General features: G+C 53.4%; 18 protein-coding genes. 1 reads left to right on the top strand and 17 read right to left on the bottom strand.

What is annotated here, in order from left to right; translation table 11 throughout:
- Positions 1–16: 16 nt before the first annotated feature.
- The 11 genes from ABH899_RS18965 to ABH899_RS18915 all read right to left on the bottom strand — a co-directional run bounded on the left by ABH899_RS18965 (position 17) and on the right by ABH899_RS18915 (position 12794).
- Positions 17–793: a DNA and RNA helicase gene (locus ABH899_RS18965; RefSeq protein WP_369999376.1), complete on the bottom strand. Its 777-nt coding sequence runs from the start codon at positions 791–793 to the stop codon at positions 17–19.
- Positions 794–819: 26 nt separating this feature from the next.
- Entirely contained in the window at positions 820–3471 is a 2652-nt protein-coding gene (locus ABH899_RS18960; RefSeq protein ID WP_369999373.1) for an Hsp70 family protein, read from the bottom strand.
- A 22-nt stretch (positions 3472–3493) separates the two neighbouring features.
- On the bottom strand, positions 3494–4189 hold the full coding sequence (locus ABH899_RS18955; RefSeq protein WP_369999370.1) for an iron-dependent peroxidase: 696 nt from the start codon (positions 4187–4189) through the stop codon (positions 3494–3496).
- Positions 4180–5466 (bottom strand): normocyte-binding protein, encoded by a 1287-nt coding sequence (locus tag ABH899_RS18950; RefSeq protein ID WP_369999367.1) that lies wholly within the window; start codon positions 5464–5466, stop codon positions 4180–4182. Before ABH899_RS18950 ends, ABH899_RS18955 begins: the two co-directional genes overlap by 10 nt.
- Complete coding sequence (locus ABH899_RS18945; RefSeq protein WP_369999364.1) at positions 5463–7223, bottom strand: PP2C family protein-serine/threonine phosphatase; 1761 nt, start codon at positions 7221–7223, stop codon at positions 5463–5465. The genes ABH899_RS18950 and ABH899_RS18945 overlap by 4 nt, the downstream gene beginning before the upstream one ends.
- Before the next feature lie 50 nt (positions 7224–7273).
- Entirely contained in the window at positions 7274–8116 is an 843-nt protein-coding gene (locus ABH899_RS18940) for a PP2C family protein-serine/threonine phosphatase (protein ID WP_369999361.1), read from the bottom strand.
- Positions 8116–8652, bottom strand: coding sequence for an FHA domain-containing protein (locus ABH899_RS18935; RefSeq protein ID WP_009675759.1), 537 nt, complete (start codon positions 8650–8652; stop codon positions 8116–8118). Before ABH899_RS18935 ends, ABH899_RS18940 begins: the two co-directional genes overlap by 1 nt.
- A 60-nt stretch (positions 8653–8712) precedes the next feature.
- Positions 8713–9291: an FHA domain-containing protein gene (locus tag ABH899_RS18930; RefSeq protein WP_369999358.1), complete on the bottom strand. Its 579-nt coding sequence runs from the start codon at positions 9289–9291 to the stop codon at positions 8713–8715.
- Between the two features lie 168 nt (positions 9292–9459).
- On the bottom strand, positions 9460–9891 hold the full coding sequence (locus ABH899_RS18925; RefSeq protein WP_369999355.1) for a DnaJ domain-containing protein: 432 nt from the start codon (positions 9889–9891) through the stop codon (positions 9460–9462).
- A gap of 189 nt (positions 9892–10080) precedes the next feature.
- A complete protein-coding gene (locus ABH899_RS18920; protein WP_009675650.1) occupies positions 10081–10506 on the bottom strand; it encodes a hypothetical protein in 426 nt (141 codons plus the stop codon).
- A gap of 119 nt (positions 10507–10625) precedes the next feature.
- The gene (locus tag ABH899_RS18915; protein WP_369999352.1) at positions 10626–12794 is read right to left on the bottom strand and encodes a transcriptional regulator; all 2169 of its coding nucleotides are present in this window, start codon (positions 12792–12794) and stop codon (positions 10626–10628) included.
- A 428-nt stretch (positions 12795–13222) separates the two neighbouring features.
- Between ABH899_RS18915 and ABH899_RS18910 the strand changes: the two genes are divergently transcribed.
- Complete coding sequence (locus tag ABH899_RS18910) at positions 13223–15277, top strand: VWA domain-containing protein (RefSeq protein ID WP_369999349.1); 2055 nt, start codon at positions 13223–13225, stop codon at positions 15275–15277.
- Positions 15278–15369: 92 nt separating this feature from the next.
- Here ABH899_RS18910 and ABH899_RS18905 read toward each other — a convergent pair whose 3' ends face one another.
- From ABH899_RS18905 to ABH899_RS18880, 6 genes are all read right to left on the bottom strand, one after another.
- Positions 15370–16359 (bottom strand): serine/threonine protein kinase, encoded by a 990-nt coding sequence (locus ABH899_RS18905; RefSeq protein ID WP_369999346.1) that lies wholly within the window; start codon positions 16357–16359, stop codon positions 15370–15372.
- 214 nt (positions 16360–16573) lie between these two features.
- Complete coding sequence (locus ABH899_RS18900; RefSeq protein WP_369999343.1) at positions 16574–17752, bottom strand: response regulator transcription factor; 1179 nt, start codon at positions 17750–17752, stop codon at positions 16574–16576.
- Positions 17749–19974 (bottom strand): histidine kinase, encoded by a 2226-nt coding sequence (locus ABH899_RS18895; protein ID WP_369999340.1) that lies wholly within the window; start codon positions 19972–19974, stop codon positions 17749–17751. The genes ABH899_RS18900 and ABH899_RS18895 overlap by 4 nt, the downstream gene beginning before the upstream one ends.
- 54 nt (positions 19975–20028) lie before the next feature.
- Positions 20029–20853, bottom strand: coding sequence for a carbohydrate ABC transporter permease (locus ABH899_RS18890; protein ID WP_009675707.1), 825 nt, complete (start codon positions 20851–20853; stop codon positions 20029–20031).
- A gap of 14 nt (positions 20854–20867) precedes the next feature.
- On the bottom strand, positions 20868–21758 hold the full coding sequence (locus tag ABH899_RS18885; protein ID WP_009675755.1) for a carbohydrate ABC transporter permease: 891 nt from the start codon (positions 21756–21758) through the stop codon (positions 20868–20870).
- Between the two features lie 120 nt (positions 21759–21878).
- Positions 21879–23219, bottom strand: coding sequence for a sugar ABC transporter substrate-binding protein (locus ABH899_RS18880; protein ID WP_009675659.1), 1341 nt, complete (start codon positions 23217–23219; stop codon positions 21879–21881).
- Positions 23220–23244 lie beyond the last annotated feature (25 nt).

Here is a 23244-nt window from a genome sequence, read left to right as displayed (position 1 = left end):
CTTTCTTCTTTCTGGATTAATCCACGATCATCCGTTGAGGCGCCCCGAATCTTCCCCCGGGTACCGGCCGGCTTCCGTTCCCCGCTTCCTCCAGAATGCGGGACAAATGGGCGTGGATCTGTTCATTGGTATAAGGCTTGTATTCCCTGCCCAGCCGTACCGCCAAGTAATGAAGAATCGCTTCCCGGTCAACGGGCTGCATACTCAGGCACTGCATGGCGAAGGCGAAATCCTGGGTGCCGGCTGCCCGGCTTTTCAACATCTCCGCCGCAAAATGCCGCATGATTTCCGGATGAAGCGTACTCTGCCGGAAGCCCGCATATTGTGCACGAAGCCGGTTAAGCGTGTTGTACTCGGTCGCCAAGTCCGCGAAATTGCGGTAGTCCGAGCGCAGCCTCGCTCCTTCCTTCAACTTGAACCGCGCCAGCTCCAGTTCTCCGGCAGAGACGGATACGTGCTCGTCCAGCAAGGGCTCGGCCCGGCAGACGGTAAAATCGCCCTCGGTTTCGGCAGGATAGAACCGGATTTTCAATACGGTCTCCCGCCCCGAAGCCTCGTAGGGAAGCTCAACCTCACGAATCAGCGTGTAGATAAGCCCTCCGTGCTTAACAATTCCGGGTCCGATGCACAGGCTGTCTTCACCAACCCGGATTTCGGTCCCCGCCACAATACCGTCTGAATAATCCCTGAGAAACAAATCCGTCAGCTCGTGAGGGAAATCCCTCAAATTTTCGAGCATCTCTGTTTTCAAAATCCGCCCTTTGGCGAAATTCGGATAGGTACGGGTAAACATAAACACCCCCCTTTCGTCCGCGCTTCTTACTTCAATCCGTCGAAGAAATCAATTTCCGACAGATCATTTTCAAAGGCAAAAAATCGTTTGGTTCCCACATACAGCCGTTCCTGGCGGCGCGCTACCGGCACGACGTGGAACCCCCAATTTTGGCCCCCTCCGAAGACGAAAAATTTCACTTCTTCATTGACGATGGAATCCGTCTCGTCCTGAGGTATGTTGCGGCCGTAAGTCTCCTCGATGTCTTCGTAGAGCACGGGTTGGAAACTGTCAGGCCGGCTCGGGTAGCTGTATTTCTGCCGGAGCTTCCCGTTCATATCTTTGAGGCAGAACTCGATCTCTGCGGCTCCCCAAGGTCTCGAAATCGAGCCTTGCGCGGTATTGACGCGATCCAGTGTGCTGATCAGCACCTTTTCGCTGCGGCTGTGTGTATAAGCCGTGACCGCGTAAGGGATAACGGCGGCCTGATGCGTCACGTGAGTCTGGATGATTCCGGCCTTCTTGTCCCCCAGATAACGGATAGCGCCTCTCAGACAAGCCAGCTTCAAATCCGGCACCCGATCGGTTTCGCCTGCCTTTTGCGTAAATTGAATGGTTCTGCCGGGGACAAATTCTTTCAGCGCTTCCCGGAAAACATCGATCCGGCAGGACTGACCCGTCAGCTTGATGATGGAGTAAGTCTGCAGCTCGCCGCTCTGGTAGAAATCTTCCAGAAATTTGCGTACAATTTCATAAATATCCGCTTTGATCAAATGGTTAATTTCCTGAATGGTGAACACCACATCGGGGAATTCATACCGGTCCTTGAACCTTCCCTGCTCACGCACGGACAAATACCACCGGTCCACTCCCGTGATTTTGAGGTCGTGCTCGCGGACATCTCCGCTGCCGGAGTGAAACCGGTTCCTCAAGATGCCGGTTTTGCGGAAAAACTCCGTCTTCATGTTCTCCGCCATTTCCCACAGGAAATGAAAATTGTTACGAACCCGGTTATAGTCCTCCCGGGTATGGCTGCCATACTCCCGAAAACGGGTAGGAAGCAGCAGTTCCGCTTCCCTGTACCGTTCTTCCAGCCGTTCGTATACCGACGCCACCCCAACCTCATCGACATGCCGAAAAACATCTCCGCTCGGAATCCCGATAAGACTGTCGATGTCCGTCACTGTTTCTCCGCAGCTGTAATACTCGGCGAACACGATTTTCATGTACTGCATGATGCGGTAAGTCAGGTTATTGCCCCCGAAGTTGGTGTCGCCGTTCTCATACGTAGTCTGGACGTCAAGCCTGTAAGACATATGGCCGTCCTCGATACGGAACCGGCAGGAAGACAGGTCCGTCGTGCCTCCGCCGCAATCGATCACAAGAGCTTTGTAGGTTTCTCCGTCTTCAAAACGGTTCTGCCGGAAGCGGTCCGCGATCGTGTTATAAAGGACAGCCATCCCTTCATCCAGCGAATCTTCCGTTTCCAGTCGGTATTCCGGCAAAATATCCGTATACATGTCCAGGAACTGGGCTTTGAGCTTGACCGGGCTGGACATGTGCAGATTCCGGAAGCGGCATTTGAACTGATGCTCGGCGGTCTCGATAATATACGCGAGGTAGGCGCGGATAATATCGCTTCTGCGCACATGCGTGCTGTTGCCGTTCGCATCGCTTACTTCCTCGGATCTCGCGTAATCGTTCACCCACCGTTTGATCCCGTGAAATACGGTCGCCTGCGTGCCGGATCCGAGTTTCTTCCGGTATAGAAGGGCTTCGTGTCCGAACTGGTACCGGGGATTCAAAGGATCGGAACAATCCGCCACGCGGACGACCGTCGGCAGAAGCTCGATCCATTGACCGTCCGGGGCGGCCGGATCGGGGAACGCCGCGTAGTTAATCGCATCGAGCCGGACCGTTCCGTTCAAGAGGTCCTGGCTGCAGGGCGTTTGAACATAGGCGCCGTCGAGATAAGCCCCCGCCGTCGTATTGGAGGTGCCGAAGTCTATGGCCAATACGGCCTCGGTCAGCTCCGGCTCCCGGATTTCCAGATCGGCCGCCGGCAGGCGGCAGTAATGCAGATTAACCGGGGGAAGGGGCTTGTTCTGGTGGTAAATCCGGTACAAATAATCGGAATCGTGCCTGCTGAAGAAGAGCAAGCTGTAGTTGCGGTTGGCCGAGCGCTTCAGGTAGGCGTCCCGGTTCCTCGTCAGACAGAATGTACCCGGCCTCGATACACTTTGGACCACATTCAGTATGCCGCACAGCTCCATCTGCTCATTTACAAGGAGGGCGTTCGTTCCCGAGAAAGCGGCAGCCCCCTCCAGCCTGCAGCCGTCCCGCTCATCGAGACGAAATCCCTCGTAGAGCGTGATTCTGGCCGGGACTTTGGTGCCCCTCTCTCCTAGAGGCGTACGCAAATAGCGCCGGATCGCCGTTTGCAGCCGTTCTTCGCCGCCCGGAACCGGGCTTCCGATCAACAGGCATTCTTCCGTCCCCCTGTATTTGAGGATGGTGGCGATGAAGCCTTCACGGTCCAGCGTATTAGCGAACCCTTCAATCAGTTTCTCTTTACTGCAAATGGTCCGGAGCTGATACGTCGTCATTTCCGTCAGCTCCTCACGGCTGTAGCGTACGACGCCCGGATCGGCCATTCTATCCTCCGGATGCTGATACAGCCTGTATGAGTATCCGTTCATCGTTGTCCTCCTTCACGGCTGGTCAATACATCGCAATGCGGTCCAGCCGCATAGTCTCTTCTACGCCCAATATGCCGAAATGCCGGTTCCAATACAGCTCGGTATGAAAACGGACGGGGAGCAGCAGATCCAGCAGCAAGCTGATCTTAGCCCGGCCGGACTCGCTCTCCTCCTGGTTGATATAGAAGAGAAGCTCATTCTTCTCCTCGCAATTTGCATAAATAGTGGACCCGGGAAACAAAAGGCGGGCTGTCCGCTTCAAGGTAAAGAGCGCATCCCCGGTCTGAAGCGTCTGCAGAACGCTTGCCGCCACAATATCCTGCTCCTCCTTGCCGCATCTCTGGAAGTTCCGCCGCACCTTGTCCCCGAAAATCCCGGCTTCTATATCACGGCGGACAAACCGGATGTAAAATTCCCTTTTGTTCATTCCCTGGAGCAGATCGATCTCACCCAGAAAATGAATGAGAATATCGAACAAGGCACGTCTGAATTCCGGGTACTCCGTGTAATTAATATCAAGCATCCCCCGGAACATCTCGTCAAAACGATAGAACGGATTAATTTCAACCTGTTTCTCGACGTGACTTGCGTTCATATGTTCCAGGCTCAGCTCCATATACGGGGAGTACACGGAAGCGGCGGAGAATTGAATGTCTTTCTTGTCCAGACCGCACTGCTCGGCCCGGATCAATAGATCCCATATGTAATTCAAACCCATACCCCTTCGCATGTGTATTCGGGCAGGTACATTTGAACCTCCGACACGACAAAGCTCATGAAGTCGTTTCTTATAAACTCATCCCTTCCGAACGAACGGCCGGGCCGAAAGCTCATACACAGCGCGGCCCTGCCGCTCGACGCCCGCACCTGGTCACTGATGAAAGGGTTCATTTCGTACGTAACTGCCGTTGAATCCGCTTTGTCCACGATCCGAATATCCTCCAGCGTCAAATATTCGGAAGCTTCAAGGGAATGCACAATCCGTGCCACTTCCCCTCTGGAGCGAACAATCGTGGCCTGCTTTCGTGCATACTTGCCGACAAAACTGCTGGCGCAGCGGTTCGAGACAAGTGCGTATTGAAGTCTCCCGATCTGGATATCAACCGGTTGGACAACCTTCAACACGTTCCAGACCCCGGCTTTCTCTTGCGGCGAAACGATCGTCAGCTCTTCCCCGGATCGTTTGATGTACCGGATATCGTCCGTGTGCCCATCCACCAGATACCCATGCTCCATCCCCGTTTTCCTCAATGACAGAACATGTTCAAAATTAACCTTGTCTGAAGCGGGAACCGGAAATCCGCTGTTCTTGATCTCAAGCCGTTCCATATTCCAAAGGGGAATCCGATCCGTCCGCTTGTAAGCTTCAAACTCTTCCAGATTCACTGAAATTTCCGTAATGGTCTCATCTTCCCCGGGTATTCCGGCGCATTCCGTCAGGACGACGTCGATAAATTTATAGGCAAACGGATGGTTGATTGTCCGCCATGGAATTCCGTTTTTCAGGAATATCTGATACAGATTCTCGATCTCTTTGATGTACTTCTCGCAAGGCCGAAGCGCTACTTTAATCGGATAGGTTCCCGAAAGCGTCTTGAGATGCCCGTCGAACAGTCTGCCGCTCTTCGTCAGTTCCCGGATACGCACGGAATCACATTCCAGGAACAGAGAGATCAGCCGCGCTTCCCTGCCGTCCCTCAGCCCTTCGATGACGTGAAGCATATCAATCAAAGTGTTCTCCACATCCTCCGGGCACATCGGATACAAAAATTCATGGAGAGGGTCCCATTCATCCCGCGAACATAAGCTGGCATAAATATCAAACCGGCCTTCCCAATCTTCAATCTCGTCAAATACCCGCTTTTCCAGCTGCCGGTTCATTTGCTCCTGATAGTCCACCAGATTCAGAAAAAGCCCCGTCATCAACTGCTTGAGCATACGGCGCTGCTCCAAATCCTCCATTTTGTTCAGCCGGTCCAAAATAATATCCTTCATGCGGGAGAATTCCCTCCTTCGCCCTTAGCGGGCCGAGACTGCTCTTCTCCGCCGGCCGGTGACCCGGATGCTCCCGCCGAAGAAGGAGAAGATTGTCCTCCTGCGGAAGGTGTCTGCGGCTGAGCCGGCTGATTCGGTCCGGATGGATGATCCCCTGGTCCTTGACCCGGAAGAGCTTGTCCCCCTTGAGCCGCAGGAGCTGCGGGCGGTGCCGCCGGGACGGGATTTTGCTTTTCCTCTGCTTTCGTAATCTTCCTCTCCATCCCAAGCACCCGTTCCAGCATCTTGATTTCCTGATAAATCTCCTGGGCCGAGGCAAAAGCCGTGATCGCCCCGGCGTAGTCTTGGGCGGCCATGCTGCGGTCTCCCTTCTTGTCCAGCTTGTCCGCTTCAAGAAGCTTCGTCTCTTTCTCGAGGCCGGCGATCTTTTCCTGAGTCTCATCCAGCTTTCCCTTAATGAGCTTGTCCCCGTCCGGGAACGAAGCTTCCGCGGATGCCTGCTTCGCTTTCCGGTAAATCTCAAGAGCGCCTATGTAATCGAGAGCGGTAAACTTCCGGTCCCCTTCTTTGACCGTATTCATGACAGCCGAATAAGCCTGGACACGCCCTATGCGCTCTTCCAGATGCTGAGGGTTAAAATCAGCCTGATTTTTGATCTCGGACTGGGCTTTAGTAAAACTCGCCGCGGCTTTATCGTATTCCCCTTCCTTAAGGAAGGTGTCCCCGTCCACGATATACTGGGCGGCACGCTGTTTTTTGGTAAAGAGCACGGTGTGCACCTTATCTTTGATCTTCTGGGAATCGCTGCGCGCTTCGCTGTATTCCTTGAGCGCCTTGGCATAATCCCCCTCAGCCGCATAGTCGTCCCCGCTCTTGCCGTGCTCCAGCATGCCCTGGGCCGCTTCCGCTTTACGTGCGGCTTCTTTGGCCGCGTACACATAAGCTCCGCCCCCGACCAGCAGCAGAGGAATGAGAATCAACGCGATCCGTTTGGCCCACTTCCGCTTTTTTCCCTTGACTTCTTTGTAGACTTTATTGGCATAAACAGCCGCCGCCGTATAGTTAGGAACCATCCGCTTTTGCCTGCTCAGAAGAACTTCTTCCAGCAGATCCGCAAGCTCCGCAGGCCCTTTCGCTTCCTCGACGGCGTCCACCATCTCGGCGGATGCGACGTTTTCCCACATGCCCGGAGTGCTCATCAAGAGCACATCCCCGTCTTCCAGCATGAATTTCGGAGAGACATACGGTTCGAACACATCCGGTTTGCCTGCATAATTCAGCAGGTTATGCCTTTCTTCATGCCGGTCCACGGCTTCAAGCGGAATACGTTCTTCATCCGCCCAGGATTGGGCCAGGCTCTGGTCGCGGCTCCGTTCCACGAGCCTGCCTCCCCGGATCACATACAATCGCGCGCTGCCCGCAACGGCCCACATGATTCTTGTGTAGTCCGTCACGACGATCAGCACGCTCGCCTTAAGGCGGACCCGGCGGCTTTCCTCATTCAGCCATTCGCTGGCTTCCTGCATGTAGCGTTTAAGCCGGGCGGCCGACAAAGCGGGCTTATTCAAAAAGCGGGACAAAATACTGCGGACAACCATTTCCGCACTGTTTACCTCGCTGTCCGAATCAAGACCGTCCGCCAGCACCCAGCAAGCCATATCTTCAAGCTCGACAAAGGCAAAGTAGTCCCTGTTCTGCACAAAGGTCCCCGCTTCGGTAACGAAACCGGTCTTGAAATCGCTGTTTTCTTTTCTCATTCGTCCCCCCGCTCCCTTTGGTCAAAACCGGTTTCCTTCATCCGGCACTATCAGCCCTTCTCCAGGATGATGACCGTCGCATTATCCTGCTTATGAAGCCCCTTGGCTTCAATCGCATCGATCATGCCCTGTGCGGATTCCTCCGGCGAGCTGCTGCCTGTCAAGATTTGCTCCATTTCAACCTCTGTTAACGTGTTATACACCCCGTCGCTGCAAAAAATGATTTTGTCCCCTGTCTTTAGCCGGAACGGCGTCTCACTGATTTCCATGTTCTGAAACTGCTCATACCCGAGGTAGTTAACCAGTTGTCTTCTCTTGGGATTGGCGGCCATTTCATCCTTTGTAATTTCACCCGACAAATATTTCTGTTCCAGTACGTTCTCATACGTATGTTTAGGATTAACAGGAAGAAACTCCCCCTGCCGGTAGATCAGAATCACGCTGTCACCTACAGCGCCCCAATACAGGTTATCCCCGTTGATAACTCCCGCCACAAGAGTCGTACCGCCCTGAGCCCCTCTCAGTTGTTCGACTATCTCGGAATTCACCCTGCGAGCCGTTTCGCTTAAAAAATGAGGGATATGCCGCACATGCTCCACATTCAAGAAATTCTTCAAGAACGCGGACACCGCAAGTGTACTGCACATTCTGCCGTTCGCCAGTCCGCTGATTCCATCTGCCAGTACGGCCAAAGTTCCGATGTCCGTTGTGGTGCTGGCGAAATAATCATCCTGCTCGTTCCTGGCTCCGATGGTCTGTCCGTTCCCTATCCGTACCGCGGGCACTTCAGGCTTCCGCTTATTCAGCCGGCTCCGTACATACAGCATCAGCAGAATGAGGAGAATGGCAACTCCGACAATCAGATACGGTGTTCCATCTGATCCCGCCGGCATTAGCCGATCCCCGCAGCGGCCGTATTATTCCACTCGAAATGGGCTCCGCACAGCGGAATGAAAACAAATTTGCTCCGCCCGAGCTGGAGCAGATCGTAAGCGGTTAATTCCACCGGCGTATAGACCGCCTCGTTATTGTGGTACGCCAATCCCGATGCGTCTCCGGGCAGCAGATAAAAATTCCGCTTCTTCGGGTCATAGACAATGACCGCGTGGTTCCGCCTGGAAATCGCGTTGTCTCCGATAATCCGGATGTGCATTTCTTCCGAGCGGCCAATAAAATTTTTCTCGGCCATGATGCGGTAATCTTGTCCCATTTGAGGCCCTTCGATGCAAACCAGCCATCCCGCAACCGGTTCAATGCCGGTCGTCTCCCCCAGAAACGGCATCGTCTTATCGTCTTCCTGCACTCTCTGCGGCCTTGATTCTTCGGCTCGTGAAGCCGGCGGCTCGACCACAACGCTGCAGTAAGGGCACGTATTGCCATGTTTTCTGGTGCTGAACATGTGTCCATTGGCGCATCTTGTCAAACTCATCCTGTTCATTCCTCCGTTTGTCCTATCGGATCGGCTGTCGGCTTCTTCTCCGCTTGCTCCTTATTTGACCAAAAGCCTCGTATTGGCTATGTATACAATATCTCCGACATCCAGCTTGTGAGGCTCCTCGACTTCTTGCTTGTCTCTGGGACCCCTGCCGCTTTTCTGGATGCCCACACCGCTTTCGGAATCGACGTCCTCGATAAACCACTCTCTGCCGCTGCGGTTTAACACGGCATGTTCGCTATGGATCAGCGATGCGTATTCGGCATCGGCCAGATCTATATCAACCTCGTTTTGACCGGAGCTTTTGCCGATCAGCAAGGATGTTTCCCCCTGGATATACCACTCCTTCACGCTTTCCCCGTCCTCATTAAGCAGAACAAGCTTCGCGATCGCCTCCCGTTCCGGCCTTTCTACCGGCATACGGTAGTATACGAACCCCAGAACGGACAGCCCTATCGCCATTAGAAGGCTGACGAACATTTTCAGCGTATTGTCGGTATTGATAAAATAGACATAAATCAAGACGGCTGCCGCCAGCCCTGCAATAAGAACGTCTAGTAGAGTAATCCATCCGGATTTTCTGCCTTTCACGCCGGTTTCCCCCATGTCCTTCGCATTATTGCGTAACAACATTCGCGCCATCGGGAACGCAAAAAAAGTTCCCTTCCTGACGGCAAGATGCTCCGACACATCCCTTACACCGTAGAAGTGGAACCTACTGCTTCATTGGCACCCGCCAGCTTCTTCACCAGAGGGGCATCCCGCAAGCCGACTTTGCTTACGCGTTGTTACCGAAGCAGACTACTTCTTCTTCGCATCGAAGAACCGGTTAAAGAGGTCTGTCGTATCCATCGGATTTTTCTGAGATGGTTTGGCTTCCCCGCCTCCGGCTTTGCCGGCAAAACCGAAAAAGCGTTCAAAATTCTTTCTTACGTCGCTTGGATCAAATTCAGCCTGCTGCGCTCCGGCACGGCTGCCTGCCGCTTTTTCATGCGAGCCCTTGCCGCTGCTCCCTCGCCGATCCTGCCCGTCAAGCTTATGATCGTAAGCGTTTCGCGACGATTCATCTTCCAGCGTCTGGTACGCTTCATAGATCTGCTTGAACTTGCGCTCCGCATCCGGATTGCCTGGATTAAGATCCGGATGGTGCTTCTTGGCCAGCAGCCTGTACGCCTTCTTGATCTCCGCTTGCGGAGCGTTCCTTGCCACGCCAAGCACCTGGTAATAATCCATTCTGTCCTCGTCCCTGCACATATGAGATAAACCTCTGCCAAGGTCTTCCGAAAATAAACGACCGCGGTGTAGAGGTAGGTTTATTCGCCAATCAGGATCGCTTTCCGATGCATAGACGCCGGAAAATTCCGGAACAGAATTCAAGAGGCATAACGCCTCTTAAATTCTGTTCCGATGAACGGCCGGGATTTATACGGAGTAGCCGCCTTCGACTTTCGCGAATTCGGTTTTGTCCTTTTTCTGCTTAATAAACAGGCTGAAACTTCCAACGCCTTCGGTGTCTCCGAAATTCTCGGTGTAGTCCACTACGAAAGCATTCGGGAAATAAATCTTACGGACAACTTGGTCAGCCGCAATGACTTCAAGCGTCACTTTTCTGTAGCAGTCCGCTTTCTCGGCCGGAACCAGCGACCACAGACCCAGCTTCAGCGTGTCATCCGCGCTGTCGCCGTCCGTAGCCGTAATAATTTTGCCCGAAATTCGGAGTGTTGCCCCTACATCGGTCGATCTTGCATTGGAATCGTTTGGCGTGTCGGTATCGTAAGTTACCGTTTGAATGTTATCCATGCCCAATTCGAATGTTTCTGCGCCTTCTACTTTAAGTCTGAAACCCATTTGTATTACCTCCTTGAAATTGGTTGATAAGGTTCCCGCAGGCAAGGGTTGCTTACGGGATTTATGTATAAAAGCAGGTATGGGAAACCATGCCTTTAACATACGCTTTAGTGCACCGATCATACTTTGACCGGCGACGTACCCTTCGTAATCGTCACTTCCAGGTTCTTCACGTTGCCGTTAAATACAAGATCGATATGGCACAAGTTGCTCTTGTCGTCGATGATGTAGCTCATATCGTCTCCATCCTGAATGATCGAGTTTACGAATCCCCGGGTGCCGAGCCATTTGCTCTTCTGGCTGCTTGGATTGTTGCTGAAAAATTTAACGATATTTTCATGTTTGAAATCACCGGTCTGGAAACGAAGAATCCGCTCTATGTAAGTGCTGACCAATGTTTTATAAATGGAATCGAATCCGTCTTCCGCCATCGCAAGACTGCGGGCCTTATACACGGTAATTCGTTTGATATCCCGGTCCTGAAGCTGGGCATTCTCCGAAGAGAAAATGAATCCGAAGTTTTTGCGGTTAATGGCATCCTTGATGTTGTTGGTGAAGCCGGATATTTCCTTGGCCATAGTGGACACGGCCCGCAGACTGTGGTCCCCCGCCTCGATATCGAAGCGTACGCCCGGATAGTCTCTGCTGACGCTCTTAAACTGCTCCCGCAAATATTCCGGGCACTGGTAAGCGGATACCAGACCGGCCGCCACGTAACTCGCGCCGATATAAACGCCTTCGATCCACAGCTTCAGAATGTCTTCTTTCTCCTGGGACAGACGCGCTCCGTCTTCGGTATGCAGCATACGGCTGTCGATCACCACACCCGATTTGTCTTTCGGGATAATGGTAAAGTTCGGTACGCACGGGACAGCAAACTCGCTGTACTCTTTGCGGACAAGCACACCGCATTTATCGATATATTTATCGATTCCCGCTGTCGCCATGCTGTTGAAGGTGGTGTCTTCGCCCGATTCGAAGCTGAAGAACAGCTGCACTTTATACTCCTTGAGGACTTGGAGCAGCATGGACAGCGATTCCATCGTGTTTCCGTCAGGCTTCATGACCTTCTCGTTGCCTTTGAAACGCTCCCGGCTGACTTTGACTTTGCCGGCCGTTTCGAGTTCAACGGAAGGTACGATACCGAACCAGATCGTATCGCTGAAATCGTTCTTGGAGTTGACGGTGTTGAGATAGGTCTCCAGACGCGGAATATTGCTGCTCTTCACCGTCATGTCCAGCTTACTGTTCGTCACGAGCAAAGTAGGCTGCATGCCTTTGTTCTTCGTGGCGTACTGTTCGAAAAACATTTTGACGCCCAGTATTTTCTCAACGAGAGGCTTTACCGTTTTGACGAAGTCGTCCTTGGCGTTTTTATAAAATTCCAGATAGGTGTTGTAGTTCTGGACTTCCGTCTCCACATCCACGGTGCTCTGCACAGCGGGAAGCGGGCAGAACGTGCGGACAACCAGATCTTTCACATATCCCGACGGCGTTTCCGTGATTGACTCATAATCTTCCTCGAACACGGAAACGAGCTCGTTAGAGCTGTTATCGTCGAGCAGCATAAGCTCCGTGCTTCCGCTCTTCGGCGCCTCGATAATTTTGAGCTCGCCGTTATTGCCGATCGTCAGCATGCCGATCTGGAACGCCTCCGACTTGTTCTCTTCCTGCGCGCTGCCGAGCAGAAGCCGGGTTTTGATATCCTCGATAGCAAGCGGAAGCATCGCCATGACGTTGTTGTAATTCTTGCTCGCATCTTCGAACATCCCGTTGAGCTTGTCACCCAGATCGAATTTTTTCGGATCTCCTTCATCCAGCTTTTCGTACTGCCCGTATAAATAATGGATTTCTTTCCGGACCTGCCGGATATCGTCCATCACTTTTTTGGGGGAAATCATATCGAGCAAATTCTCGAATTTAAAATCCACATTGGGGATACCCTGGCTGCGTTTGGTGTCGATCAGGGTGAAGAGCATTTTAAGAAAGTCGTTGTTCTGGTCGATCCTGATTTCAGAAATGGCGTCATCCGCCAATCCTTCCGGCTTCTTTAACGTGTACATCACTTTCTGATTAGCCGCATTGTAGAAGGAGTAGACCGTGGGAGAAAATTTGTCGAGAAACTCATCGAAATTACGTACAAGCAAATGCCTGTTAATATCCTTGATTTTGTCATCGCTCAAGCTGTCAATGGCTTTGACATCTCCTACGATGGTCACTAGGTCTAATTTCTCAGGATTAATTTCCTCAAAAAGCATCGTTCGGTTCGTTTGATTGATAATGTCCATAGCGGTCAGCGGAAAGTTTACCTGATCAAGACCTTAGGCAAGGCTTGTTTAATGGCGAAACAGTAAACCTGCCGCCCCCTCCTTCCTGTGAGTTTAGAACTAGTTTCTTCTAATTAAGTAGTTATAAAGAACTATTTATGTAAAAACATGACTTCACAAACCGAGAATGGAAAAATATCCGGTTTGTGACTTTAGGAGTATCATAATGATCTGTGTTTGATTTTGTCAATATTTATGAAAATAGGGATAGAACACCTTTTATATAAGTAAAAACGTAGATTAAAAATAAAAATTTACTTTTTTTATCCACGATCTAACATTTTTGATTTTTAAAGCCGATGAACTATTCTGTGGAATAAAAGAAAATTTACCATTTATTTGTATATTATTAGTAGTATAGTCCGATATTTCTACAAAAAGGTGATGTCATGTCTCTCGTCCGCAAGCTTATTCACTCTAAAAAATGGCTCCAGGCCGCACTACTTGTTTCTCTGGTTGCAGGTCTGTTGATTTATCCCCGGCCGCTTTCCGCCGCAAAAGTGGAAACCCCTCAAGGACTCGATGCCATGTTTGTGCTGGACACGAGCTTTTCCATGAATGAAACAGACAAAGACGGCATTGCCGCCGAAGTCGTCAAAATGTTCATGGATCTCGAGGGAACCGGCCATTCCCGGGTCGGCTACGTGGCCTACAACGATAAAATTGTCTCTTCGCTTCCGCTTTCGGACCTCGGATCGAGCGAACGCTCCAACGCCTGGAAATCGACACTGGACGGAATCAAACGCCGCGGGTACTCCGATATGGGCCTTGGTCTGCGCAAAGCGGCCGAGCTAATGGAAAACGGTTACGATCCCGCCCGGAAACCGTTCCTTATTCTGCTGTCCGACGGGGGGACCGACTTCGGCAAGCACGCGGGCGGGAGAAACGCGGACATTTCGGGCCGGGACGTTGAAGACTCTATCGGCATCGCCAGAAAGCTCGGCATCCCGATTTATACCGTCGGATTAAACCGGGACGGGTCCGCCCGTAAATCGGAACTGGAAAACATAGCCGCCGAAACCGGAGGCACCTCCTTCATGGCGGGCAGTGCGGATGATTTGCCGGAGATTTTCAATCTCATCTTCGCCAAACAACTGCAATCGTCCCTTATTTCCGTATCTGCCGTCTCGGCAACAGGCGAGCTTCAGGAAGTAACGGTACCCGTTGCGAACTCGAGCATAAGCGAGGCAAACCTTATTCTTTTGTCTCCGAATCCTCTAACAGAGGCGCAAGTCTATTCCACCTCCAAAAATGTGAGGCTTTACAAGTCGGACAATTATACGCTTATGAAAGTGATCGAACCCCAGAAAGGCAGTATGAGGGTCATTTTCCGGGGGAAACCGGGCGATCTGGTGAAGGTGAATCTCCTCGCCGGCTATAAGCTCCAAGCGGGGATTGAACTACCGGAGGAAGCGCAAAAGGGAGTCGCCTTCCCCTTCACAGCGCGCCTGTATCATACCGACGGCAAGCCTCTTGGGGATTCAGACCTATACGGTTCTATGAAAACGGAACTAGTCGTGACAAATCCGCAAAAGAAAACAGAGGAGCGTTTTCCGCTTAAGCAGGAAGGAAACGGCTTCGAGCTTGCGCATATTTTCCCGGCGACAGGTACTTATCCGTGGAAAATCGTCATGACCGCTCCCGATTTTTACCGGGAAACCACGACGGCCGAGCTGAAAGTGCTCAATACCCCGCCTGAAGCGAAACCCGGAACGATCAAAATCAGCCGGGAGGACGGCGAACAGAAAATTGACCTCGGGGAATACTTCCATGACGCGAACGGGGATAAACTTACGTATTCCGTTACCGCTGACGACGGCCGGAATTCTGTGGAAGCAAAATTCCAAGACGGCTTCCTGTTCCTAAACCCGCTGAATACCGGAAACAGCGAACTGCGGGTTACGGCAACCGATGAAGAGGGCGCGAGCGCAACAGCAACCCTGGCTGTAACCGTCGTTTCGATATGGACGCTTATTACGAAAGTCCTGCTCGGAGTTGCGGCCGCGGTAGCCTTAGGCGCGATTCTTTACTTCACCCTCCGTCCGAAACCTAAATTCACGGGACGCCTGGAAGGTTATTTTCTGCAAACCGCCAGCGGCAATGACATCCCGGTAAAATACTGGCCGCTGACTTCTTTTGATACGCGGAGCATCAGTCTCCAAGAGCTGTTCCGCAGCCTGAATGTGAACGAATCGCTGCCCGAGGCTGACCGCATCTTCTTCGAGGCGCGTAAGGACGGCAGCCTCCTGTTCCGTCACAGCACACGCTGTGCGGTGCAGAAAGGCTCGTCTCCGCTAGGCAAGAAACAGAAAGACAAGCTGGAATACGGGGATAAACTCTACATCACTTTCGAAGACGGTGTCACGGAGATCGAGCTTCGTTATAAAGCCGTCAAGGCCAGTTACCGGCCGCAAACACAAGAAGCGCAGACCGTCCGGACATAAACGGACGGTTTGCGCTTCTATAAATTCGGGAGCAGGCTGCGAGTCACGAGAATCGGCTTGCATTGATGAAGCCAGGCGGGTGTTAAGAAGAACTAGATTTCTGACTTAACCAGATCCTTCTTCTTACCGGAGGCGGCAGCATCCGCCGGCGGGGACTTTCGCCCGGGGCGAAAGTTTGCACGTAAGCCCTCTACCGCTTTCCACAAAAGCGACTCCGCTTTTAACGCGGTTCTCAAACGCTGCAAGCTCCCCCTCTGTCCGGCATCCATGGACAAGCAGTTCATAATGCGGCGGGACAGCAAAGGTGTCACTCTCCCGCCCCGCTTACGTAAAACTTGTTCAACCGGGTCATGGAACAATCTCCGGCTAGCCTCGACCGGTGCTTCTCCGCACAGGCAGTAATACAGGGTTGCACCCGTGCTGTACAGGTCGGAGAAAGGACCTTGGCGGGATGCGGCCGAATAAAACTCCAAAGGAGAATATCCCGCCGATGTAAAAATAGGCTTGTCCTCACTCAGCGAGTGGACGGCCGATCCGAAATCAAGCAGTTTAGCCTGACCGTCCGGGCCGACGATAATATTGGAAGGTTTGATATCGCGGTGCAGCACGCCCTGCTCGTGAATATACTCAAGAGCATCTAGGAGACTGGGCACCGTCGTTGCATAAAATCGGCTTTTCGAGCGTAAACGGTTTTTACGGATACAGCGTTCCAATGACATTCCGCGGCAGCGTTCGAGAATGATATAGGCCGTCCCGTTTTCCTCCACATGTCCGGTAAGCCTCACAACGTTCGGGTGCCGCAATTGTTCCAGAATCAACGCTTCATTTAAAAAGACGGACTTCAATGTCTCGTACTTGCTTCTTAGAGAAGGAGTCCGGCACAGTACGGACCTTCCGTCCACATCCCTCAAAGCCAAACTTTTAGGGAAAAATTCTTTTACGACGCACGCTTCGCCTTTTCCGGTTTCTCGTGCCGCATAGACAATGGACAACTCGCTGCAAGCAAGTACCCTACCAATCCGGTAGGCTCCGTCGTGAAGGAATGTCTTCGACGCCAGCCCGCAATCAATTCTTACCGACATACTCCCCGCTTCCTCGCTCCCCTGCCAAAACGGCGGCATTCTAATCGATTCCATAAAGTCTCAAATAATATGCTCATATTAACATATAGCCCACCATCTGGATAATACTAATTTTGTTAAAAGAGCTATCTACATAAAAAGGCTCCCTCCGGAAGAAGGGAACCCGTTAGATCGTGTAAAGTCCGGAGCTGCGTTCAACCCAGCCAATCCCCGCTCATACCACCGTCACATGATGCTCCTGCCGGTATTCCGTAGGCGTCTGCATAAATTTCTTGCGGAACACCTGCGTAAAATGCCGCACATCCTGGTAGCCCACTCGCTCGGCGATTTCCGCCAGTTTCAGCTGCGGGTTGCACAAAAGCTGCTTGGCCTGATCCAGCCGCAGGCCCGTTACATACTCCTTATAGCCCTGGCCGGTCTTCTGCTTGAACAACTGGCTGAAATAGACCGGGTTCAGGAAGACGACGGAAGCCATCTTCTCCAGGGACAAGTCCTCGGAATAATGCGCCTTGATGTATTGAAGCGCAACCTCGATGGATTTGTCCCCGCTTACTTTGATGCTGTCGTACTCGACCGCAGCGGAAGCCTGCCTCAGCCGTGTGACGGTTTGCGGTACGCTTTTAAAATCATGATGCAGTCCCGAGTTCAAAATCTGGAACGGTACCTTCAGATAGTGCTTGAGATGACTTTTCAGCGCATCCAGCAGGGTATCGATCCGGATTCCGTCGTTCAGCGCCACGAGGCCGAGCAGGCTCTGGCGGTCGTAGCTGACGACAAACCCCTGGCCATGCGTCTCGATCATCTCGGAGAGGACATTTTCCACGATAAAATGCTCCAGATGAACGCTCTTGCTCCCGGCATCCATCTGGACGAACACGAGGTAATAGTCCGGGAAATCCTCCACGAACGACTGGATATCGAGGTTGCCGGTATCCAGCCCCGCCGCCAGCCGGAGAAAAACCGCTTCGCGCAAATATTTCAGGCTCGACTTCAGTCTTACGCTCTCTTTGCTTTGGAGGTTTTCGCGTCTGATCTCGCCGGTGAGGCTCTCGATCAACTCGATCAGCTTAGGCTTGCCGATCGGTTTCAGAAGATAGTCGCGGGCGCCGAGCCGGACCGCCTCCTGCGCATAAGCGAATTCGGAATGGGCGGAAATGACGACCCACTTGATGGCCGGATGCTTCCGCTTCGAAATCCGCATAAATTCGAGGCCGGTCATGCCCGGCATAATAATATCGGTAAGCACGATGTCTACGTGCTGTCCGCTGAGGATCTTAACCGCTTCCTCGGTAGAAGCCGCCAAGAAAACGCCGTACCCGGGGTAGGCGTGCTCGATGGTGCGCTTGACCCCTTCCCGGATGACGCTTTCATCGTCCGCAACCAGAATATTCATACGTTTCTCTCCTCCTTCGGAAGCGGGACCCGCACGATGACGGTCGTCCCCTCGCCCGCTGAACTTTCAACGGTGACGCCGTATGCTTCGCCGTACATGTGCTGCACGCGCCGGTGCAGATTTTGCAGTCCGATGCCCCCCTGGGACGACGCATCTTCCTCACTCCGGCTTATGTCCGGCCGGGGAGGAAAGCCCGCAACGGGCGCGAGAACCGGGGGGCCGGCATGTGCCGAAGCCTGCGCCGGGCCGGAGGAAACACCAGCGGCAGCGACAGTTCCGCAGGCGGACGCACCGGCACCTGAGGTGGCGGATGCTCCGAAGGACACGCCATCGACGGTACCCGCACCGTAGTTCGCTCCGGCATCCCGGGCAAGGGATGCATCGAAGGCAGCCCTAGCGCCGCTCCCGGCACCAGTGCCGTCGGTACGGGCACTCGGGGCGGTCGGGCCGTGACCTCCGGCTGCTCCGGCTCCGGCTTCGGCGTCTTCCCGGCCTCCCGGCTCACCTGCCGCAGCGGACGCGTCCGCTTGCGCTGCACCGCCGCCTGCGCCCGGACGGTCCGCGCTCTCACCAGCGCCCGGCGCTCCTCCCCCGCTCCGCCTGCCTCCTGCGGTGCACTCGCCGTACAGCGATTCGCGCAGCCGGCGCAGCTTCTCCTCTTCGATGCCGACACCGTTGTCCTCGATTCGGATCGCCAGCTCCCGGCCGTCCGCAAACGTCGAGATGGTGAGCATCCCCCGACGGTTAAGCGGCTCCAGGCCGTGCTTCACGGCATTCTCGATAATGGGCTGGAGCGTCATCTTCGGGATACGGATGTCCATGTACCGTTCATCCGTCTTCAGCTCCACCTCCAGACGGCCTTCGAGCCGGACGAGAATAATGGTCAGATAGTGGTGAATCTGTCGGAATTCTTCCCGCAGCGTAACCTCCGCCCCTTCTTCCCATTGGCTGCTGTAGCGGAACATATGAGAGAGCGAAAGCACGACTTCACCCAGCTTGTCGTTGCCTTTCTCGTCCAGCATCCAATAAATCATATCCAGCGTATTGTACAGGAAGTGGGGATTGACCTGGGACTGGAGTGCATGAAGTTCCGCGTTCTTTTCGCTGACCGATGAAATCTTCACCCGTTCGATAAGCTCCTCGATCCGGTTCACCATATGATTGAACGATCCGACCAGAATGTTGATCTCCCGGTAGGACGTCACATTCACGATTCCTTTGAAGTTGCCCTGCTCCACCTGCTTCATCTGCCGGATCAGCCGGATGAGCGGCATCGAAATCCGTTTGGATACGATGGACGCGATAAAAGCCGAGACAAGAACGAGAATCGTTCCGATCAGAATAATATAACGCTGCATCTGCACGAGTTCGACGTTCAGGTCTTTGTAGGGCGTAAGGCTGACCACCAGCCAGTCGGCAAAAGGCAGCTTGGAAGCTACCGCCAGCCGCCCGTTCTTCTGATCGACGGTCATTTCCTGGGAATCGTCCGGCAGAGGGACATCTTGGAGAGAAGGCAGCGATTCGGCCGAAGCCGTGGAAGACACGAAACGCCCCTTGTCCGAGACGAGATACACCTCGCTGTGTTCGCTGAGCTTCAAATTATTCAATGCGGACAAAATCGCCTGCGGATTCGCTTCGTAAAGCACAATCCCGATCGGCTTATGCTCGTTGAGATCGTAAATCTGGCGGCCGAAGGCAAACACGGTCCGTTTCTCGTTCTGGTCGATCAGGGAGTGCGGAAACACGCCCAGCCAGACCATTTTGCCCGAAGATTGACGGACGTCCCGGTACCAGTCGGAACTGCGGTATTCGGGATCGACCACATTCATGTAGTTGCCGTAGTTGTAGATCTTTCCTTTGTCCATGATGACGTGGATGCCGATCAAATCTTCCCGAGAGTAGAAAATCGCCCCGATCATGTTAGTGACGGAGCGAGTGTTAATATAATCGAGCGCAGGCTCTTGCGGCGATTCCGTCAGCAGACGGACCAGATCGAAATTGTTGCCGATCGTTTTGGACAAGCTGTCGTAGCCTTTGAGCAGCAGGTCGAAGAGGTCGACGGTCTGCGAGACGTTTTTCCGGGAAAGGTCGCTGATCTTCGTCTGAAACTGCTCGGTCGTGCGGCTGTAGAACAGTAGGGAGATGATGATCAGAATGCCGGACATGCAGAACAGGAACAGAAAAAACAACCGGTGGTGGATGGATTGGAAGCCGCGTCTCAAGGATTCGTCCCCTTTCGTTGTTTCGCCCGGTTCCCCATGCCGTCCGTGCGGCGCCTACCCTTTTACCGCCCCGGCAACCATACCCTTCGTGATTTTTTCCGAAAGAATGAAATAAAGGAGTATGACGGGCACCGCCCCCATGACGAGAAAAGCCCCGATGTTGCCGTAGTTGACGGAATACTGGCTCACAAAGGTGTACACGCCGAACGGAAGCGTCTTCAACTTCTCCGAGGAGATGAAAGTCGCCGCCAGGATGTATTCGTTCCAGATGTTGATGAACGTCAGAATGCAGACCGTCATGACCGGCGGAACGGAAATCGGGAGGATGATGCTCCGGAAAATGCGATACACGCTCGCCCCGTCCATGTAAGCGGACTCTTCGATTTCGTGCGGAACGGATCTCATAAAGCCGCTCAGGATAAAGACGGCAACCGGCGTCTGGAACGCGATGTAGGGCAGAATCAGGGACAAGTGCGTGTTGAGTATGCTCATGTTTTTGAAAATAATCATTAAAGGCAGCAGCGTAGCCTGCAGCGGAATCATCAGCCCGATCAGGAAAACGAGCATGACCGCGGGGGCCAGCTTCCAGCGGAACCGTGAAATGGCATAGGCCGCCATGGAGCTCAGCAGAATGACGCAAACCATCGTAACGACGGTGACGAACACGCTGTTGAACAAATACTGCAGATAGTGTCCCGCTTCGTACGCTTCTTTGTAGTTACCCCACCTCGGCGATGCGGGCAGGGAGAAAAAGCTGCTGCCGAGAATCTCTTCGTTGGTCTTCAGGGAGTACGTAAGCAGCCAGAGAAGAGGATACATCTGAGTGACGATCAGAATCGCGAAAAGCGCATAGACGATTCCTTTTTTGACGGATTTCACAGGCGGTCCTCCTCCTAGCTTACCTTATTTTCCAGACGTTTGAAAACTACGTTAATCAGCACCGTAAACGCCAGGCACAGGATGACTAGGAAGGTGGCAATCGCGCTGCCGTACCCGTATTTCTGAGACAGGAACGACATGTTGTACATATGCGTCGAGATGACGTCCGTAGAGTGTGCGGGCCCTCCGCCCGTCATGACCATCACGAGATCGAACGCCTGCAGGGAGCCGATAAAAGCGAGCACGAGCGAGATTTTCAGGATGGGCACGATCATCGGGAACGTGATGTAGCGGTCGGCCGTGAAGCCTTCCGCGCCGTCGATGCGGGCCGCCTCGTAGATCTCGGCCGGAATGTTCTGCACCCCGGTGAACTGGATCAGCAGATGGTAGCCGAAATACTGCCACAGAGACACGATGTACAGACAGAACATGGCAATGTTGGGCTCGGTCAGCCAGCTGTGCGTCCATTCGGTCAAGCCGAACGCGGTCAGCATCCCGTTGATCATCCCGCCCATCGAAGCCGGGTTGTAGACGGTTTTCCAGAGCTGCCCGATAATGACGACCGACAAAATAACCGGCAAAAAGTAGATCGATACGAGTGAGTTGGCTTTCTTCACGTACCGGTTCAGCAGAATCGCCACCATCAGGCAAATCGGAATCTCGATCATGGAAAAGACCGCGTAAAGCAGCGTCCGGCGGACGGACGGCCAGAAGACCGGGTCGTCGAAAAACATCGTCTTGAAGTTGGCCAGGCCCACGAATTTGGAGCCGGATATGCCGTTCCAGTCCAGCAGACCGGTATAGAACGAGACCAGGATAGGGACGAACACCATGCAGACGTACAGCAGCAGGCTTGGAAGCACGAAGACGGCGACGGTTCGCGCAGGTACTTTTAACACATTCATTCTAGTACGCCTCCAGTAGACAAACGGCCGCTTGCTCTTTCTCTCTCCGCTGCGGCCCTTGCAAAAAAATGTCGATGAAAAAGGGGTCCGGTCCGAACCCCTCCATCGCAATGCCTCGTTTTATTTGATGTTGGCCTCGAAAGCGCTCTGATGTTCCTGCGCGACCTGTTTCGGATCGGCCTTCTGGATGAACAGGTTCTGGATGCTGCCCAGGTGGACTTGAGCGGTGGCCGGGTTCATCGTGTTGTCGAACGCGAGGTCGCCGCCTTTGACGTTTTTGAACAGATCGAGGATGGAAATCGCCAGATCGGAGTAACCCGCGGCTTTAAAATCCCCCTCTACCTTCTGCCCGATACCCACGGCGTTCTTCAGTTCGAACTGGACTTTCGGCAGATTCAGCGTGAAGTAGTTCAGGAAGTCCTTCGTCTCCTGCAGGTGCTTGCTGTTGGCCGAAATGGCGAAGGCGCTGCCCGGTGCGATCATGTACTGGTTCACGTCGCCCTTGCCGCCTACCGTCGGGAACTGGAACACGCCGACCTTGCCGCCCACGGAAGAAGCGTCGATGGCGCCCGTTTCCCATGTGCCTATGATGTGCATGGCCGCTTTGCCCGTTTTGAAAATGTTGCCGCCCGCGTTGTAATCGACGGACGTCGCGCCTTCGTTAAACGCGCCGGCCTGCACCAGCTCCTGGAACTTCGAAACGGCCTCCGTGAACGCCGGATCGTTGAACGTCTTCTTCTTGTCGAGCACGTCCTGGAGGAAGCCCGGACCGCCGTTTGTGCGGAGCAGCATATTCATAAACAGGAACGAACCCGTCCAGGAATCTTTCTCCCCGATGGCGATCGGCGTGATGCCTTTGGATTTCAGCAGCTTCACGTCTTCCAGCAGTTCCTCGAACGTCTTCGGCGTATCTTTGATGCCTGCCTGGGCGAACAAGTCCTTGTTATAGTAAACGACCTGAATGTTATTGCCGTCCGGCAGGGCGTACACGTTGTTGTTAAAGCTGTAGTAATCGAGCAGCCCGTCCTGGTAAGTCCCTTTCAGACCGTTCTTGTCCAGCATGTCGTTCAGCGGGGCGAGCAGCCCGGCATCGACGAAAGGCTTCATCTGGGCCGCCGGGTTCACGATCGTGATGTCCGGAATCTCTTTGGAAGCGGCCTGGGTTTTCAGCTTCATTTTCTGCTGGTCGGTGTTCATGGAATCAAGCTCGATATGAATATTGGGGTTTTCCTTCTCATACTGTTCCACGATTTTATGAAGCATTTTGTACGTAGGTGTCGTCGGATCGGGGTAAATGTTCTGGAATGTGATGGTGACTTTCTTATCCCCTCCCTTTGACCCCGTATTCGTATCCTGCGTGTTCGTACCCGCGGATTGATCGGCGCGTCCGCAAGCCGCCAAGCCGACCGCCAAGACACCGGCCAGAGCCGCGGCGGAGATGCGAGCTGTTTTTCTGCCCATTTTTCCTGACCCCCATTAAGTTCGA

The sequence above is a fragment of the Paenibacillus sp. RC84 genome, assembly GCF_041260495.1.
In the GTDB taxonomy this organism is placed as follows: Bacteria; Bacillota; Bacilli; order Paenibacillales; family NBRC-103111; genus Paenibacillus_F.
This window is presented reverse-complemented; position numbering and strand designations above follow the sequence as displayed.

Bases quoted from the DNA above. Each gene is read 5' to 3' on its own strand.
- ABH899_RS18950 (WP_369999367.1), bottom strand. From the start codon at position 5,466: ATGAAGGATATTATTTTGGACCGGCTGAACAAAATGGAGGATTTGGAG.
- ABH899_RS18955 (WP_369999370.1), bottom strand. From the start codon at position 4,189: ATGGGTTTGAATTACATATGGGATCTATTGATCCGGGCCGAGCAGTGC.
- ABH899_RS18910 (WP_369999349.1), top strand. From the start codon at position 13,223: ATGTCTCTCGTCCGCAAGCTTATTCACTCTAAAAAATGGCTCCAGGCC.
- ABH899_RS18965 (WP_369999376.1), bottom strand. From the start codon at position 793: ATGTTTACCCGTACCTATCCGAATTTCGCCAAAGGGCGGATTTTGAAA.
- ABH899_RS18935 (WP_009675759.1), bottom strand. From the start codon at position 8,652: ATGAGTTTGACAAGATGCGCCAATGGACACATGTTCAGCACCAGAAAA.
- ABH899_RS18885 (WP_009675755.1), bottom strand. From the start codon at position 21,758: ATGAATGTGTTAAAAGTACCTGCGCGAACCGTCGCCGTCTTCGTGCTT.
- ABH899_RS18930 (WP_369999358.1), bottom strand. From the start codon at position 9,291: ATGTTGTTACGCAATAATGCGAAGGACATGGGGGAAACCGGCGTGAAA.
- ABH899_RS18900 (WP_369999343.1), bottom strand. From the start codon at position 17,752: ATGAATATTCTGGTTGCGGACGATGAAAGCGTCATCCGGGAAGGGGTC.
- ABH899_RS18960 (WP_369999373.1), bottom strand. From the start codon at position 3,471: ATGAACGGATACTCATACAGGCTGTATCAGCATCCGGAGGATAGAATG.
- ABH899_RS18925 (WP_369999355.1), bottom strand. From the start codon at position 9,891: ATGGATTATTACCAGGTGCTTGGCGTGGCAAGGAACGCTCCGCAAGCG.
- ABH899_RS18905 (WP_369999346.1), bottom strand. From the start codon at position 16,359: ATGTCGGTAAGAATTGATTGCGGGCTGGCGTCGAAGACATTCCTTCAC.
- ABH899_RS18920 (WP_009675650.1), bottom strand. From the start codon at position 10,506: ATGGGTTTCAGACTTAAAGTAGAAGGCGCAGAAACATTCGAATTGGGC.
- ABH899_RS18915 (WP_369999352.1), bottom strand. From the start codon at position 12,794: ATGGACATTATCAATCAAACGAACCGAACGATGCTTTTTGAGGAAATT.
- ABH899_RS18880 (WP_009675659.1), bottom strand. From the start codon at position 23,219: ATGGGCAGAAAAACAGCTCGCATCTCCGCCGCGGCTCTGGCCGGTGTC.
- ABH899_RS18940 (WP_369999361.1), bottom strand. From the start codon at position 8,116: ATGCCGGCGGGATCAGATGGAACACCGTATCTGATTGTCGGAGTTGCC.
- ABH899_RS18945 (WP_369999364.1), bottom strand. From the start codon at position 7,223: ATGAGAAAAGAAAACAGCGATTTCAAGACCGGTTTCGTTACCGAAGCG.